The organism is Shewanella sp. 10N.286.52.E4 (genome assembly GCF_041468785.1).
In the GTDB taxonomy this organism is placed as follows: domain Bacteria; phylum Pseudomonadota; class Gammaproteobacteria; order Enterobacterales; family Shewanellaceae; genus Shewanella; species Shewanella electrodiphila.
Genome location: NZ_JBFRJJ010000071.1, coordinates 1 through 15,713, shown reverse-complemented (window position 1 = coordinate 15,713; position 15,713 = coordinate 1). Strand labels below are relative to the sequence as shown.

The following is a 15,713-nucleotide window of genomic DNA, read 5'->3' as shown; positions in this document are numbered from 1 at the left end:
GATAAATAACTAGATAAATAGCCCTGCAAATAATTGGGGTAGCAATAAGCTACCCCAAAATATTTCAGCTACAGCTTGTATGACTAGATAGTAAAACTAATCATATTTATGCCTATAAAATCATCTCAGCAAGTACAAAGCCGATAATCACTGAGCTCACAATAGACACTACACCGGGTATCACAAAAGGATGATTAAATACCCATTGACCAATGCGGGTAGAGCCAGTGTCATCCATTTCAACTGCAGCCAACAAGGTTGGATACGTTGGCAGCACGAATAACGCACTCACTGCTGCAAACGAAGCAATGGCCGCCTCTGGGCTAACCCCTAGCATAAATGCTGATGGCATTAATGCCGCAGTTGTTGCTGCTTGCGAGTACAGCAACATGCTCGCTAAAAACAAAATAATAGCCAGCATCCACGAGTGCTCTTCTAACAAACCACCCGATAGCGCTTTAATCTCTTCTAAATGCCCAGAAACAAAAGTATCACCAAGCCACGCTACACCTAATACACAAATACACGCGCTCATACCCGACTTAAACGTCGCAGCATTAAGCACCTCTGCCGTATCCACTTTACAAAACAGGGTAATAGCGGTGGCGGCGGTTAACATAAATACCATAATGGCTTCATTTCGCGGTAATGTCGGATTCTCAATAAGTGCAACAGCATCGCTAATCGCCGTGGCATAAAACACCACCGCCACAATAGCTACCAGAAAAACCATCACTGAACGCTTAGCGCTCGCAGGTAACTCAATGCTATTTGTTTCGCGTTTGCTCACTAAACCTTGCGCAACACGTTCTTGATAAACCGGGTCATCTTTTAACTCTTTACCCATAAATTGGGCAACAAAAGCGCCGACCATACAAGCAAGAAAAGTTGATGGAATACAAATCATCAATAAGCTGATATAGCCCACGCCTTTACTTTCAAGCATGCCACTCATAAGCACAACTGCAGCTGAAATCGGTGACGCTGTAATCGCAATTTGAGAGGCAACAACGGCAATACTTAATGGCCTTGAGGGACGAATGCCCTGCTCTTTAGCGACTTCAGCAATAACGGGCAAAGTGGAAAATGCCGTGTGCCCCGTACCTGCAAACAATGTCATTGTGTAAGTCACAACTGGGGCTAAAAAAGTTACCTGCTTAGGGTTTCGGCGTAAGATCCGTTCTGCAATATTGACCAAATATTGCAATCCACCCGCAACTTGCATCGCCGCAATCGCTGCGATGACCGACATGATAATCAAAATCACATCAATAGGAATGGTACCTGGGGTCATACCTAACCCAAGAGTTAACACCAACACACCTAAACCACCAGCAAAGCCAATACCAATGCCGCCAATCCGTGCGCCGATAAAGATGGCAGCTAATACCACCACTAACTCAATTGTTACCATAAATCCTCCCAAGCCATAATTGCGCGCACTCTACTGCAAAGCTAATAGATCTTATAGATGATTAAATCAATAAAACCTTAATTAGCAGAACAATTATCAATAAGTGTTAACTAGGGCGTGTTGTTCATTACGGGTTGAGTTTTGTTCGAGATAAAACCGATTAAGCGCGGCGAGTGAATTGCCGCCTAGCAATTTAAGCCCTCTGTGTTCGCAAAAAACGCTCAACAATGCAGAATCCGATTTAACCGCCCCCTACGGGCAGCGTTTGCTGTCCATTTTTACTACGTTATCGGCTGTTAATGCAGAATAAAATGTATTGTGCGCAGAAGAGGTTTACCCTTGGCGATTTACTCTGGGTTTCTTTCGGCGCATTAACTTCGTACCCTTATTTCCCTCGTATTAATTAAGGCGTGTCTTTGTGAAGTAATTCCATCAAGCCAACGAGTGCGGCAAACAGTACGGCGCCAACAGGCCAAATAATCCAAGTGATACCCCAAGCCATTGTCCAAAAGCTCCAGCCAAGATAGATAGCAATCAGCAAGGGCCAATAAAATCCAGCCAATTTCTCGGCTCGTTTAGTACGTCTAGTTGTCTCTGTCTCTTTAACGGCTTCTTTCAATACATTGCTATAGGCATCATATTTTGCTGAAACCGGTAAAATAATGAATAGGCCAACTGCAATGATAAAAAGCAGTACATCTATCATTAATAAAACGATGTCTTGCTCAAAAGAAAAAATACTCACGCACAGCAGCGGAACAAAGCTAACAATAAAACAGAAGATACCTACAGATAAACGCAAATTATAAGCCGGTCTAAACTGTTTACGCTTTTCATGAAACACGCTGTGAACACCATAAGCGAGTTCAAATGGTTCATCTTCTATCGCCGCTATTTCATCTTGATATTGGTTTGTCTTGATAAAAAAGCTCACTCCAACTGACACCAAAATCAACACACTCACAATACCCAATGCCGCTGCGATATCACCCGTCATGTTTAATCGATTCGTTTCCGCCATCGCCATAAAGAAAAATAACGGCATTGCAGAACACACACACAAAACCACGCCTTTAGAAACAAGATTCGTCATTGCGATTTTATGCTCAACATACTCAGTCGCTTGCTCTAGGGTAATATGGTTAATGCCTGGTTCTTTGGCTTCCGTAGCAACTTCAAATTCCTCGTTCTCATCCTTTAGTAAGAAGTCTGTAGACACATCAAAAATCTGTGAAAGCATAATGATTTTATTTAAATCAGGAATGCTATTTGCCCCTTCCCATTTAGAAACAGACTGACGAGAAACATTCATTTTCTCAGCCAACTCTTCCTGCGACCAGCCCAGTTTCTTCCTTAATCTAATAATCTTATCTGCAAGTATCATTAGTGAGTCCTTTTAATCAATAATTGAGCAGCAAGCATAAGAAATCAGGCAGTTGCTCACTAGCAAGCCAGCTTGTTAATCTGTCAACCAGCAGTTGCGTTATTGATTATTAAGCCATATTTCAGCCATTTTTTGTATCTAATCGCTAAATAAGCACAAAATCTGAAACACGGTGTAAAACACTCTTCCACCCTATCGATATTAAAAAGCACCGATATCTTATGGTATCGAGGCGCTCAAATCTTGTCGCTTTATCCCTTCAGGTGACAAATCAGCAAGCATCATTTCAGGCATGGTTAACCAACATCGTGGCCACTAATTAAAACAAGTTACGCCTACCCTGACAGCTCCCATTATTAGCGTTTTAATACCGCGCTATCTCAGCCATTTTCTTCACCCAAAACTCAACATGAATAGCGCTCATGTTGCAGCGGAAATTTAATCAATTTTCATCAAGTAATGAAACACGTATAAATCAAACACAGCTTAGAAAAACTTGCAACTGCTGACTGGCAGTTATCACAAAGCAGCAAAATACTAAAAAAATTAGCCAATATTCAGCTTTGATTACACAAGATGGGATACCAGAACATCATGAATAACGAATTTACTTTTACGATTAAAAACATCTGTCTCGATGAGAACTACCAGCCATCAGACAGTACCCGTATTACCACTAACTTTGCTAATTTGGCCAGAGGTGAGAGCCGCCAACAGAACTTACGTAATGCGTTAAAAATGATTGATAATAGTTTTAATGCGTTAGCTTACTGGGACAACCCAAAAGCTGACCGTTATTCAGTTGAACTTGAAATTGTCTCTGTTGATATGGAAATTGAAAACAGTGGCCAGACGTTTCCCTCCATTGAAGTATTAAAAACCCATATTATTGATCATCAAACCAACGAGCGTATTGAAGGCATAGTCGGCAATAACTTCTCATCTTATGTCCGTGATTATGACTTTAGCGTATTGCTGTCTGAGCATAATAAAGGCCAGAGCCAATTTAGCATTCCTGATACCTTCGGCGACTTACACGGCAAGCTGTTCAAGTATTTTGTTAATTCAGATACCTATAAACAGCACTTTAAAAAAACACCCGTAATATGCCTGAGTGTGTCAGACAACAAAACCTATCAGCGCACGGGTAATCAACATCCATTATTGGGCTATGAGTACCAACCAAATGAGTCGTCGTTAACTGAGCAATATTTCAAAAAAATGGGTCTACAAGTGCGCTATTTTATGCCGCCTAAAAGTGTGGCGCCTCTAGCATTCTACTTCTTTGGGGATTTACTCAATGATTACAGCAATCTTGAGTTAATCAGCACTATCAGCACCATGGAGACATTTCAAAAGATATACCGCCCTGAAATTTATAACGCCAATGCCGTGGCAGGTAACTGTTATCAACCTAACTTGAGCAATCAGGATCACTCTATCACTCAGATTGTTTATGACCGAGATGAGCGCAGTAAATTAGCCATTAAACAGGGGAAGTTTGCTGAGGAGTACTTCATCAAACCGTATCAAGCCATATTAGAACAATGGTCTGCGAGCTACTCACTTTAATCAGCAGCGCTATTAACAAACACATGAATAATCAAGTGCATAAATAACAAGTACATGAATAACCCGCACAAATAACAAGTGCTAATAACAAATACATGAATAAAAAAGCGCAATCAAAACAATTTTAGCCAAACGGACAGCAGCTCTTATGACGACGAATACAGTGAAACCATTACTGCCAACATCAACGGCTGGCAGTTTACCTAAACCTTCATGGCTGGCAGAGCCTGAAGCGCTATGGTCACCTTGGAAGTTACAGGGTCAAGAGTTGATTGACGGTAAGCACGATGCGCTGCGTTTATCACTACATGAGCAACAACAAGCTGGCATTGATATCGTCAGCGATGGTGAACAAACCCGCCAACACTTTGTGACCACCTTTATTGAGCACTTAACGGGGGTGGATTTTGAACAGCGTAAAACCATTAAAATTCGTGACCGTTATGACGCCAGCGTACCCACGGTAGTCGGGGCGGTTTCTCGGCCAAAGTCAGTGTTTGTTAAAGACGCCAAAATACTGCGTAAACAAACCAATCAACCGATCAAATGGGCGCTACCTGGCCCTATGACCATGATTGACACTCTTTATGATGCCCATTATCAAAGCCGTGAAAAACTGGCTTGGGAGTTTGCCAAAATTCTTAACCAAGAAGCCAAAGAGTTAGAGGCCGCAGGCGTTGATATTATTCAATTTGATGAGCCTGCATTTAATGTATTTTTTGACGAAGTGAATGAATGGGGTATTGCTTGTTTAGAGCGAGCCATTGAAGGGCTTAAGTGTGAAACAGCGGTGCATATTTGCTATGGCTACGGTATTAAAGCCAACACCGATTGGAAAAAGACCTTAGGTACTGAGTGGCGCCAATATGAGCAAGCTTTCCCTAAGCTACAACAATCTAATATCGATATTATATCGCTGGAATGTCACAACTCCCATGTGCCCATCGAACTGCTTGAGCTTATTCGCGGTAAAAAAGTCATGGTCGGCGCTATTGATGTCGCTAGCAACAGCATTGAAACCCCTGAAGAAGTCGCCAACACCTTACGTGAAGCGCTTAAATACGTCGATGCTGACAAGCTGTACCCATGCACTAACTGCGGCATGGCGCCGTTATCTCGTGATGTAGCAAGAGGAAAGTTACAGGCATTAACAGCAGGTGCTGACATCGTTCGAAAGGAACTATCAATGAGCGAACGATAAAAGCGTAAACCCCGTGTTAGAAAGGCTAATGGTAAGTGCTTAACCTGAGCACTTACCCAATCCTCCTAAAGTGAGAAGCTAAACAGACAGCTAAATAAACAAGTTATAAAAAAGGTTGTATCAACATACGCAACCCCGTAAAGAGTAATACCAAAGCAAAGATCTTCTTCAATTTAGCAGCATCCAGTTTTGCCCCGAGCGATGCACCAACCGGCGCAAATAACACCGTCAAAGGGACAATACATATAAAGCCAAATAGGTTAACTAGACCCAATGTCCCAACTGGCGCATCGCTTGGAGTGCTCGCCAATATCAGCATAGTCAGTGCTGCAGGCAATGAAATAATGAGCCCAATCGCCGCAGCCGTGCCAACAGCCTTATGCGCAGGATAATTAAATAACGCCAGTAATGGCACAGAAATAGTACCGCCGCCAATACCCACCATCGAGCTAAAAAAGCCAATTGAAGTGCCCATCATCGTTTGGCCCGCTTTGCCGGGTAATTGTTGAAAAAGCGCAGACTTCCCCGTTCTCAATAACATGTTTAATGCTGATAAAGTTGCAATGATGGCAAACATCGCCGTCAAGATAGCGCCATCAACACGCGTCACAAGCCAACTCCCCAGTAAAACGCCGAGCAGCATAAATCCTCCCCAACGCTTCAGCAGTTCAAAATCGACATTGCCTTTTTGATTATGAGAACGAATCGAACTCACCGAGGTTGGCACTATGGTTGCCAGCGAGGTAGCAGTCGCAACCAACATAGCTGATTCAGCTGACACCCCAAAACCTTGAAACAAAAAATACAGTACAGGCACAATAACGATGCCGCCTCCTACACCCAACAAGCCCGCTAAAATGCCCGCTACGACACCAGTGGCAGCCAAAGCAATAATGGTAGACAGGTTTGCTGTTATAAATTCAATAATATTCATGCTCGTCGACTTCAATTTGTTTATTGTGACAATTCAACTAATTGTAAATAAACAGACTTAGTTGATGAATTGAATAAATTTCAACACATCATGAGTGGAATTCAATATGGGATTGAGTAGAGGTGTTCGCTAAGGTTGCGTAGTAGGTATTAAAAATTAATTCTGTCATTAAAAGACCAGCAGGACTTGATATAGGGGCTTTAATTTTTGAATAAAATAATAAGATAAAAAGATAAAAAGAAGCGATACAGATATTGTGAAAGTTTACTTTTCATATTGGTATTCATTTCTAGATTACATCATTAAGAATGCATTTAGGTTTTTAGATAGCTATTTAGGCTAGATTACATAAGCCAAATGCTGAGGTACAATTAGCATTATAAAAAAGGATTTAGACACGAAATATAAGGATATTCCATGTCAGCATATGCCAGTAGAGCCACCCACGATTAACAAAGAAAAAAACAACTCACCAAAATATTGTCAGGTAACGAGCACACCTTGGTACAAATGAATTCTGCCGAATTTATTGAACTTACTATTAGTCACAAACAAAAACAGGGCATGAGTAAAGAGCAAGCTGTAAATGCAGTAGGCGCAATACTTTCAAATGCATCTCCCGCAGGTGAGCAATATTGGGACAAATACCGTGATAATATTAAAACATTAAGCGGTTATATACCTGTATTTGATGATGGCATAGCACTTGCTGCTCTTGCGATTGAAATGCAGCGAAGTGGCAATGTTTTCAATAAATATAAGCTCGCAACTTATTCTGGAAAATCTTTTATCATATTCCAAGGCTATGCAGGCCTTAGAAGAGATCTTACTGGCACTCGGTATTTAGCTAACAACCCCAAAGTCATCTCAATGGGGATAGGGAAAGCTGGAGCATTGAGCACGATTAAGGCTGGTGGTGTAGTTACAATTCTCATTTCAGCAGCATTCCATGCATTCGATCAATTGATGAGCGATGAAAAAACTTGGCATGATTTTGTTGGTGGTATGGCCGTTGATATTGTAATAGCGGTTGGAAGCATGGTTATCGCTTGGGGATTGGTTGCTACAACAGCGGCTTTCACAACCGTCGTTGTCGGCAGTCTAGCAGTTATTTTTGTTACCGGTACCTTAATCGGTATTTTTAGTTCGATGCTTATAGATAATACATATTGGTCTGAAAAATTAGCCAGTGCGCTAATTTTATTAGAAAAAGATTTACAAGCTCATACTTCTAGTTTCAACCAAAAACTTGATAGAACAGCTAGACAATATCATAGTGACCCTTTGTTATTTTTACACAATTTATTCGGTATTCCGTATAGAGGGATTAACTACTAATGAATAAACAAGAAGATAACTATATTGAAAAGCCAATAAGTAAACAAAAATTAAAAGTGTTGTCACTATTATTTGTCTGTCTATTTACTTTTATGTTTTATGTTTGCGGCAGTGTCTTTTTTGAAGAGCTTAGCAATATAGAAAAAATAAGAGATGGTCATATTTATATTGGTAATAGAGATCTCGCTTTTGGTGCAATTTTTTTTATCCCTGTTCTCGCAGTTCTAGATTACATGTTTATCCTCGTCCTTTTGGATAAATTTAGGGATAATGTGATGAAGCTATTTATCAAAATAGCGTTCATTTCAATACCAGTAATGATAATTTCAAGCATCACATATAGCTTTTGGATTGGTTCTGAATTAAGGGCAAATGGTTACTCACATTGCACTGCTTATGGTTCAGCAACACGTGGGACGCCATCAATATGGGTTAAATCGGAACAATACTGCCAAGAACGCGCTTGGAAAATTAGAATTGAACTCTATGAATATTTCGACCATTGGGATCAAAAAAAGCAAGAACCGACTGAAGAAAAACTGAATGCTGCAATCCTTACCATGTTAGAAAATAACCCATTCTATCGCCGAGAACATGGGTTATCAGATCTTAAAAAGCGGCAACCTTTATAAGATTAAACATATATGTGAGCACTAACTAAAGAAGTTCTTTAAGACAGAAAGCTCATTTTTAAATACCCCAGTAAAGAACAAGAAGCTCCGATACCTATAGCTATCGGGGCTTTATCGTTTCTATTCAATAAGCTTTGCTTTAACGTTCAGACTAAAGACCAACATAAGCATCTAACGCAGGATTAGTCAGATTAGAACAAAGAGATTTACCACGACGTTTAGCTGACTATACGGGTGGTGCAGCAACGCCATTATCACCGATTTAGACAAGCTGATTAAAAATTCCAACTGACCTTCAAAGGCCACCAATATAATCTTCACGCGCTTGCTTAGCTTCTGCAATAAACATTTCAAGTTCGGCTAGTGTTGGTGCAGTACCTTCTATATTGTAACCTTCAAAGAACTCTTCAATATCACTGCGTATTAATGAACCAGACTGCAAGCATAACGTCTCGTTTTTCAACCATACATCAGGGGCTCGAAATGAAGGGCCTGTGTACCAGGAACAATAACTATAACCTTTGGATGTAAGTTTATTCTCTATGTAATAATTAAATAAAAACACACTAATAAAGAATATTGGTAGAACTATAGCAATACCTTTTACAAAGTACTCAGTGGCTAATTTAGGGCAAAAGTTAGTTAACCTTTGAATCGAAGCGAGCAAAAAGAAACAAAATGGAATTAAAAGCAAAATTAACGGTACTCTACCGCTATTTTCTTTAATAAAAATGGAATCTCCAATATTTGACATTATCCTAACTTCGCTATCAAAAACATTAGCTATTGCCATGCAAATAAACGCAATCCAAAACGGAAGCACTATACATAGAGCAACTTCTTTAGGTTGCAGTTCTGAAAGCTTTTTTTCTGCTCGCTTCCACTCAATAAGTATCATCAAGTCACAACACCATTAACGGTCATGAATATAGTCTTCACGGGCTAGTTTAGTTTCAGTAATAAAGCTTTCTAACTCGGTAAGGGTTGGTTCAGAACCTTTTAAATTGTAATCTTCAAAGAACTCTTCAATATCACTGCGTATTAATGAACCAGACTGCAAACATAACGTCTCGTTTTTCAACCATACATCAGAGGCTCGAAATGAAGGGCCTGTGTACCAACCACAATAGCTGTAGCCTTTAGCTTTAAGAGTCGACTCTATATAAAGCGTACAAATAAAATACAAAGCAAAAAACAATAGCAGGCCTAACAAACTGCTCTTACCCATTGCCCTGATTGTTTTGGCATTACGATAACCAAATAATTTTTGAATCGCAGCTAATGTCAATAAAGCTGGGATAGGTATTAATGTAAAGAACGGAGCTAAAAAGCCACTCTCTTTAACATAAATAGCCGACTCATTAAACAATACAAAATTGGCCAATCCAAAGTATGATCCATACAAAACGGCGAGTGATATACTTAGAAAAAAAACAAGCCCAAAGAGCGTATAAAAACGTTCCTCTCCCGAAGCCTGTGCAAAGCTTACTTCTGATTTTTCCCAATTATTAATCACCATTTATGTACTCTCTCACTGAGTCAAATTAAATGCCGGTATACCAAATATATTTTTCAACAAATCATTTGGATCTGACTGATAGCCTTCTTTCAACTTACGTATCTGATATTCAAGTCTATTAATGCTCTCTAACCCGTCACGTTCAACCCTACGAAGCTCTACAACAATTGCATCTACCAAAGGTTTAGTTGAAAACATAAGATTAAGCCCTGTAAAAATCCCCCCCACTCCCACAACTATGACTAGAGGAATAGTTGCAGAGACTGCTGCCCCACAAAGTGAAATGCAAATAAACACAATCAAAAACAGAGGCTCGTTACATAGAACAATTTCTATAGGTCGTAGTGCTGATAACTTTATTCTGCTCGCTTCCACTCTATAAGTGTCATCAAGTCACACCACCATCAACGGCCATGAATATAGTCTTCACGGGCTAGTTTAGTCTCAGTAATAAAGCTTTCTAACTCGGTAAGCGTTGGCGCAGTCCCTACCTTATTGTGCTGCTCAAAGAAGTCTTCAATGTCACTGCGTATTACAGCACCAGATTTCAAACATAAACTCTCATCTTTAAGCCATACATCAGGGGAGCGAAATGAAGGGCCTGTATACCAATGACAATAGCTGTAGCCCTGAAGTTCAAGGTTTGATTCGGTAGCCAAATTTACAGGAATAACACCTACAAAAAAAACCACTGCTGCAAGTATTAAACTCTTTGTCATTCTTTTTATAGCTAAACTAGGTTCAAACCCCACTAGCCGCTGAAAAAAAGCCAGAGAAAAATATCCCCAACCAAAAACAAAAAGAATAGAAAAAAGCCGTCCACTATTTTCTTTAATATAAATAAAGTCACCTACATCAAAAAACAGCAAACCAAACTCTTCAAGAAAAAAGTAGAAAGATAAGTAAGAAAAAGCAATGCCCATCAAAAAGCACAGTACAATTGTTACAACCTCTTTAATGGTAAAGTCTTTAATGCTTTTATCAGCTCGATTCCATTTTCCAATTATAGAGTTCATCTAATAACCACTTGAAAGTTTGGTATCCCTAATAATCGCTTAATCTGTCCCATTGGATCATCTTGGAGCTCATACTTAAACTTGCTGATATCCCTTTGAATAACGTTAATTTGGCTCACTAAATTACGCTCGAAATCCATTATAATTTTAGCTACTACAGTAAGATATTCGTTTGTATCCGCAAAATACCATGCTGATAAAACGCCCACAGCTACAACTACAGCAAGAGGAGCAAGAGCAGTTCCAGTCACAATCATACTAATCCCAGCAATGCCTAACTTCATTGCAGCAACCGTTGCGCCAACCACAGCCATATCCACAGCAACCCCTACAACAAAGTGATCCCAAGTAGCATTATCATTAAGTACCTGCTCTACAAAATAAAATGCAACAAAAAACACAATACTTACTACAAAGCCACCCTTAATCGCTTTATTAGCACTAAATATACCGACTCCGATGGTAAATCACTTTGGATTGCTGGCAAGGTAGCGGGTACCGCTTAAGTGCCCCTGAAGGCCAGGGTAACTATTAATGGATACAGCGGGGGCATTACCATAGACTTTGATTTTAAATTTGCCAAACACATTACCTTGACGTTTCATCTCTGTGGCCAAAACAGTCAGTGCCGCCACATCATCAAGAACAGGATATAGACCTCCTGCAGTCTTTAACTTATCTTTATGCTTAGCCCAAATAGCTGGGCGCGAGTTATGCTTTGCTAACAGTGCATCAAGTGATTCTACTGCTTCCACTCGAGTCATTCCCTGCTTCATTTTTATCGATATGACATAATCAACAAACTCAGCTGAGCTCATCTGAATCAGGGTGTGATTATTGCCTGATAATAGGCTCTTGATTTGATGCTGACCTTGTCTCTAGGCAATTACCCGACGAGCATAAGCTGACATAATACAATCCTTTTATATGTAATCATTCCATTGATGCAATGCCTCTTATTTTACTGAGCTGAACGCTGTTGTATATTATCAATAAGAATAGTTTTTCCATCAAAAACGGCCCCGTCACAGAGGTGGACGGTGATGATGATGGCATCCCTTATGAATGACAGTGGTGTAATTGAATTTCGTAATAGTTGAAGTGTTAACTCTGACCTGGTTTACTCGACTTATTTCAGATAGCCGACCACACTGCTCTTTGAAAGCTATTAGCGACGTAGCACCGCTATCCAGCGGCCAAGATTGAGTAAGCTGGCCAACGAGCCAGCCACGTAGGTCAGTGCGGCCGCCTTGAGAATCTTATCCGCATGCTTTAGGTCACCATCGTGCAGGTAGTTGCCCTCTTTGAGTATGGGCAGCGCCTTGCCATAACTGGCGTCAAACTCCACCGGCAAGGTCACCAGATGCACAACAGTGCTCAGCCCCATCGACAGCACGCCGATTAATATGGTCAAGGCGCCAGCCTGCGGTATACGGGTGAGCATTAAGACCACTGGCGCCGCGAACATCATCATGCCGGCAATACGTTCACCGACCATCGCGGTTCTAGCGAGCTTCTGTCGCATCAAAAACAAAGACTCGCCGCGAGAATCCTGCAGAGCATGCCCAACCTCGTGGGCGGCGACAGTCACAGCAGTCAGGGAATGACCGGAATAGTTATCCGGCGAAAGGCGAACAGTCTTAGCCCCGGGATCATAATGATCACCGTCAGGCGTCTCTTCAACCTTAACGTCATTTAGGTCAAAACGATCTAGAATATGGCGAGCAAATTCACCACCGCTACCTTGCTGACGGTAGCGATCAGTGGGCTGTTGGTACTTGCTCATGATGTGTTTGACCCACAAGCCGGGCAAGAATACGCAGCCCGCAATGACAATAATTAGAATGATCCATAGCATGCAAACCAGTATGCCATAAACCTTGGTATAACTCTCACGGCATTTAAAGCCACTAAAAAGCCCCGATACCGTTAGGTATCGGGGCTTTCATTATTCGGCTTGAAGCTTTTAGGCTTTAGATTAGCAATGAATTTAGCATTCTTGGTCCAGTAAAAATCCTTTTATAACAATACTCTTTATCGTGGAGTTGAACTAACTGCTTGCATTTTAGTTGCTTGTTGAAGAAAGTCAGATTTCAATTATTTATTGAGTGAAAAAACTCGCACTTCACCGAAAGTTTTTATACATCAAATTATTCATTGTTAATTGATAATATTATTCTGTATCTGACTTCTGAACTTTTTGGATAGGAGAATCAAGTTCAGACTCAGTATTTATATACTCACAAAGTGCCGTCGGATTTTTAGATAGTTTATCCTTTAAGATGTGTTCAGAAAAAACCTCTCCACTTTCTCTATCAACAACATAAAAAGAGCTGATTGACTTTAAGGCATTAAAATCAGAGTTGATTTGTTCAAAAACAAAATATTCGATATGTTCTGAATTTGATTCTGCATTATCTACATACCTTTGAATCACTGGGACAATATATTTTTTATCGAGACAACTAACTAAAAACTCACCTCTGAAGCTAAGTTCATTCGCTCCTTGCATCTCAACAATAACATCATAAGTAACAGGATTAGGGGTTTCTAATGTATATTGATGTTCAGATAAAGACACTATAGAAAACATATTTGCGCGAGCTTCGGAAAGTGAAAGAAGCAGAATAATCGACATTTTAAAAAATTTAGAAAGTATCACTAAAAACCTGCCTATTTATAATCATTTTGAGGTTGTCATACCCCTTATTGTAGCTATGAGTATTCTTATTAATTACTGCTGTTATCGCATCTGTTGGTTGCTTCGAAGAACCTTTATCGGCAATTAAATGTAATTTGTTTTTCACCCCAAATACAAGCGCGGAACGTAATGCATATTTTGCCGTTAGTAATAAATCAGGATTTGCGACGAAATTTACAGATTCATTCCATAAGTCGTTGTGTTTAGATTGAATTGCTAAATAATTAGATTTTCCAGTCAATTGAATCATCCCTCTGCCACGGTATTTCCAACCATCACCAGAACCAATGTTCCTTAGGATTAGATTTTAAAGTTGCATCCATCATGTTCAGTAGTGGACAAAACGGAAAAATTCGTTATGTCGCTTCTTTTAATTTCTTTGATAGTATACAAGTTGAATTTTCAAGTGCACTTGATATGGAGAAACTCATACTTAGCTGTTCGGGCCTATTATGCAGAGCTGCAAGGTTATTAGAAAACAGACATAAGCAGATTGATCAGAGTTTATACCAATGAAAAAAATATTATTGATATTAAGCACACTTTTAATTGGATGTAGCTTACAAACAAACACTATTTCGTTAAATGACTCATTTAACGAGTATAAATCTTCTCTTGGAACCTCCTCGGAAAAAACATTGCTAACAGATGAAGTTTGGAATGATTTAGTCACAGCGAGGGATAGCTTAAAACAATCAGCTTTTGTACATTCACTAGCTGAGTTTCCAACTGAAATGTTGAAAATAACTGACATAAAACAATCCATTCAAGGTGAAAAAGGCTGTCTTTTAGTCAGTGGTTCAAATAATAGTGATGTAGAGTTAGACTATTATATTTCCTATAGTTTAGTGACTAATAATTGGATCATTAATGAGGTTTCTGTTAAATATTTTTTAGATGATTCTGAACGTTATCTCAAAGAAGCTGAGTGTGATAAAGAGAAAAGAATGAACTTGTGGCTTCAATTTATTGAGAAGACTTAATTCATAAATAGTTAACACATTGTTCTACATAATTAAATCGCACCCCCACTAGTTAACTTTTCAAACTAGTGGGTCAGAATAAAGCAGATTCCTATCATAATCGATACACAAACCGTAAACTTAACTGCCAAGTTTCTAGTCGATTTATAACTGTTAATATAGGTATTATTATCTTAATTTTTATCAAGTTATGAATGGATGCTGCTGATAAATGATTCTAAAAAATACGCCCATGAAGCAAGCCTGCCCCATGTGCCACAGCAAAAATACCAAAGTACAAAAGCGCAAAGAGACTTACTCCTTGAATTGCCAAGATTGTAGTTATAGTCAGCAGATTGTCTAAGGAATAGAAATTGAACAACATGGAAAAAGGCAAACTTGTTCGCTGGAACGCCGACAAAGGCTTTGGTTTTATCAAACCTGATTCAACAGGTAGTAAAGATATATTCATTCATATATCAATACTCAAACACATGGCAAGAAAACCAGTCGTTGGCGACCAAATCAACTACTTTTCTGAGACTCAAAGCGATGGCAAAGTCAAAGCGATAAAAGCCAATATTGAAGGTGTCGCAATCATCTCTACCCGCAAATCCAATAGTGCTCATCACCGACAAGACAACAACAAATCATCAAGCGGCATGCTTATTCCTCTCTTAGTCATATTAGTCCTCGGTATATTTGGATTTCAGAAGTATAAAGAAATGACCGCAACGCCAGTACTGACAAACAAAGACGTTGAGCAAATGGAATGGCAGCCCGCTGTACAAAACAGCAACCCAATCACAAACCAACCCACATTTAGATGTGAAGCAGGCAAAACCCACTGTAGCCATATGAGTTCATGTGCGGAAGCGACTTTTTATAACAACAACTGCCCAGGCACCAAAATGGATGGCGATAGAGACGGCATACCATGTGAAAGCCTGTGGTGTAGCAGGTATTAAGAGGTTAGAGTTAGAGTTAGAGTTAGAGTTAGAGTTAAAGTTTACTCTGACCCTGAGGGATCCCCACGAATT

18 protein-coding genes are annotated in these 15,713 nt (G+C 39.8%); 6 read left to right on the top strand and 12 right to left on the bottom strand.

Features of this window, described 5'->3' with window-relative positions; translation table 11 throughout:
- Nucleotides 1-112 precede the first annotated feature (112 nt).
- Nucleotides 113-1,414, bottom strand: a complete 1,302-nt coding sequence (locus AB4153_RS21265; protein WP_102527733.1) for an anaerobic C4-dicarboxylate transporter — start codon at nucleotides 1,412-1,414, stop codon at nucleotides 113-115.
- Nucleotides 1,415-1,817: 403 nt separating this feature from the next.
- Nucleotides 1,818-2,798 carry a helix-turn-helix domain-containing protein gene (locus tag AB4153_RS21260; protein ID WP_102527732.1) on the bottom strand — a complete coding sequence of 327 codons (981 nt, stop codon included), beginning with the start codon at nucleotides 2,796-2,798 and terminating at the stop codon, nucleotides 1,818-1,820.
- A 594-nt stretch (nucleotides 2,799-3,392) separates the two neighbouring features.
- Between AB4153_RS21260 and AB4153_RS21255 the strand changes: the two genes are divergently transcribed.
- Nucleotides 3,393-4,370 (top strand): DUF1852 domain-containing protein, encoded by a 978-nt coding sequence (locus tag AB4153_RS21255; protein ID WP_229370704.1) that lies wholly within the window; start codon nucleotides 3,393-3,395, stop codon nucleotides 4,368-4,370.
- 163 nt (nucleotides 4,371-4,533) lie between these two features.
- Nucleotides 4,534-5,571 carry a methionine synthase gene (locus tag AB4153_RS21250; protein ID WP_371998591.1) on the top strand — a complete coding sequence of 346 codons (1,038 nt, stop codon included), beginning with the start codon at nucleotides 4,534-4,536 and terminating at the stop codon, nucleotides 5,569-5,571.
- Nucleotides 5,572-5,674: 103 nt separating this feature from the next.
- Here AB4153_RS21250 and AB4153_RS21245 read toward each other — a convergent pair whose 3' ends face one another.
- Nucleotides 5,675-6,505 (bottom strand): sulfite exporter TauE/SafE family protein, encoded by an 831-nt coding sequence (locus tag AB4153_RS21245; RefSeq protein ID WP_371998588.1) that lies wholly within the window; start codon nucleotides 6,503-6,505, stop codon nucleotides 5,675-5,677.
- A gap of 510 nt (nucleotides 6,506-7,015) precedes the next feature.
- Here AB4153_RS21245 and AB4153_RS21240 point away from each other — a divergent pair.
- Together AB4153_RS21240 and AB4153_RS21235 are read left to right on the top strand one after the other, a co-directional pair.
- Entirely contained in the window at nucleotides 7,016-7,843 is an 828-nt protein-coding gene (locus AB4153_RS21240) for a hypothetical protein (protein WP_371998587.1), read from the top strand.
- Nucleotides 7,843-8,475 (top strand): hypothetical protein, encoded by a 633-nt coding sequence (locus AB4153_RS21235; protein ID WP_371998586.1) that lies wholly within the window; start codon nucleotides 7,843-7,845, stop codon nucleotides 8,473-8,475. The genes AB4153_RS21240 and AB4153_RS21235 overlap by 1 nt, the downstream gene beginning before the upstream one ends.
- Before the next feature lie 295 nt (nucleotides 8,476-8,770).
- Here the strand turns inward: AB4153_RS21235 and AB4153_RS21230 are convergent, their stop codons facing one another.
- The 9 genes from AB4153_RS21230 to AB4153_RS21190 form a co-directional block, all read right to left on the bottom strand.
- Nucleotides 8,771-9,373 carry a DUF1240 domain-containing protein gene (locus AB4153_RS21230; RefSeq protein ID WP_371998590.1) on the bottom strand — a complete coding sequence of 201 codons (603 nt, stop codon included), beginning with the start codon at nucleotides 9,371-9,373 and terminating at the stop codon, nucleotides 8,771-8,773.
- Nucleotides 9,374-9,388: 15 nt separating this feature from the next.
- A complete protein-coding gene (locus AB4153_RS21225) occupies nucleotides 9,389-9,994 on the bottom strand; it encodes a hypothetical protein (protein ID WP_371998585.1) in 606 nt (201 codons plus the stop codon).
- A gap of 12 nt (nucleotides 9,995-10,006) precedes the next feature.
- Nucleotides 10,007-10,297, bottom strand: a complete 291-nt coding sequence (locus tag AB4153_RS21220) for a hypothetical protein (RefSeq protein ID WP_371998584.1) — start codon at nucleotides 10,295-10,297, stop codon at nucleotides 10,007-10,009.
- A 101-nt stretch (nucleotides 10,298-10,398) separates the two neighbouring features.
- On the bottom strand, nucleotides 10,399-11,010 hold the full coding sequence (locus AB4153_RS21215) for a hypothetical protein (RefSeq protein ID WP_371998583.1): 612 nt from the start codon (nucleotides 11,008-11,010) through the stop codon (nucleotides 10,399-10,401).
- Nucleotides 11,007-11,411, bottom strand: a complete 405-nt coding sequence (locus AB4153_RS21210; RefSeq protein WP_371998582.1) for a hypothetical protein — start codon at nucleotides 11,409-11,411, stop codon at nucleotides 11,007-11,009. Before AB4153_RS21210 ends, AB4153_RS21215 begins: the two co-directional genes overlap by 4 nt.
- Nucleotides 11,412-11,477: 66 nt before the next feature.
- Nucleotides 11,478-11,765: a hypothetical protein gene (locus tag AB4153_RS21205; RefSeq protein WP_371998581.1), complete on the bottom strand. Its 288-nt coding sequence runs from the start codon at nucleotides 11,763-11,765 to the stop codon at nucleotides 11,478-11,480.
- 413 nt (nucleotides 11,766-12,178) lie between these two features.
- A complete protein-coding gene (locus AB4153_RS21200; protein WP_371998580.1) occupies nucleotides 12,179-12,868 on the bottom strand; it encodes a zinc metallopeptidase in 690 nt (229 codons plus the stop codon).
- A 315-nt stretch (nucleotides 12,869-13,183) separates the two neighbouring features.
- On the bottom strand, nucleotides 13,184-13,672 hold the full coding sequence (locus tag AB4153_RS21195; protein ID WP_371998579.1) for a hypothetical protein: 489 nt from the start codon (nucleotides 13,670-13,672) through the stop codon (nucleotides 13,184-13,186).
- On the bottom strand, nucleotides 13,659-13,952 hold the full coding sequence (locus tag AB4153_RS21190; RefSeq protein WP_371998578.1) for a hypothetical protein: 294 nt from the start codon (nucleotides 13,950-13,952) through the stop codon (nucleotides 13,659-13,661). Before AB4153_RS21190 ends, AB4153_RS21195 begins: the two co-directional genes overlap by 14 nt.
- A gap of 271 nt (nucleotides 13,953-14,223) precedes the next feature.
- On the opposite strand from AB4153_RS21190, the gene AB4153_RS21185 reads away from it, so the two are divergent.
- Nucleotides 14,224-14,694, top strand: a complete 471-nt coding sequence (locus AB4153_RS21185) for a hypothetical protein (RefSeq protein WP_371998577.1) — start codon at nucleotides 14,224-14,226, stop codon at nucleotides 14,692-14,694.
- 362 nt (nucleotides 14,695-15,056) lie between these two features.
- A complete protein-coding gene (locus AB4153_RS21180) occupies nucleotides 15,057-15,641 on the top strand; it encodes an excalibur calcium-binding domain-containing protein (protein ID WP_371998589.1) in 585 nt (194 codons plus the stop codon).
- Nucleotides 15,642-15,713 lie beyond the last annotated feature (72 nt).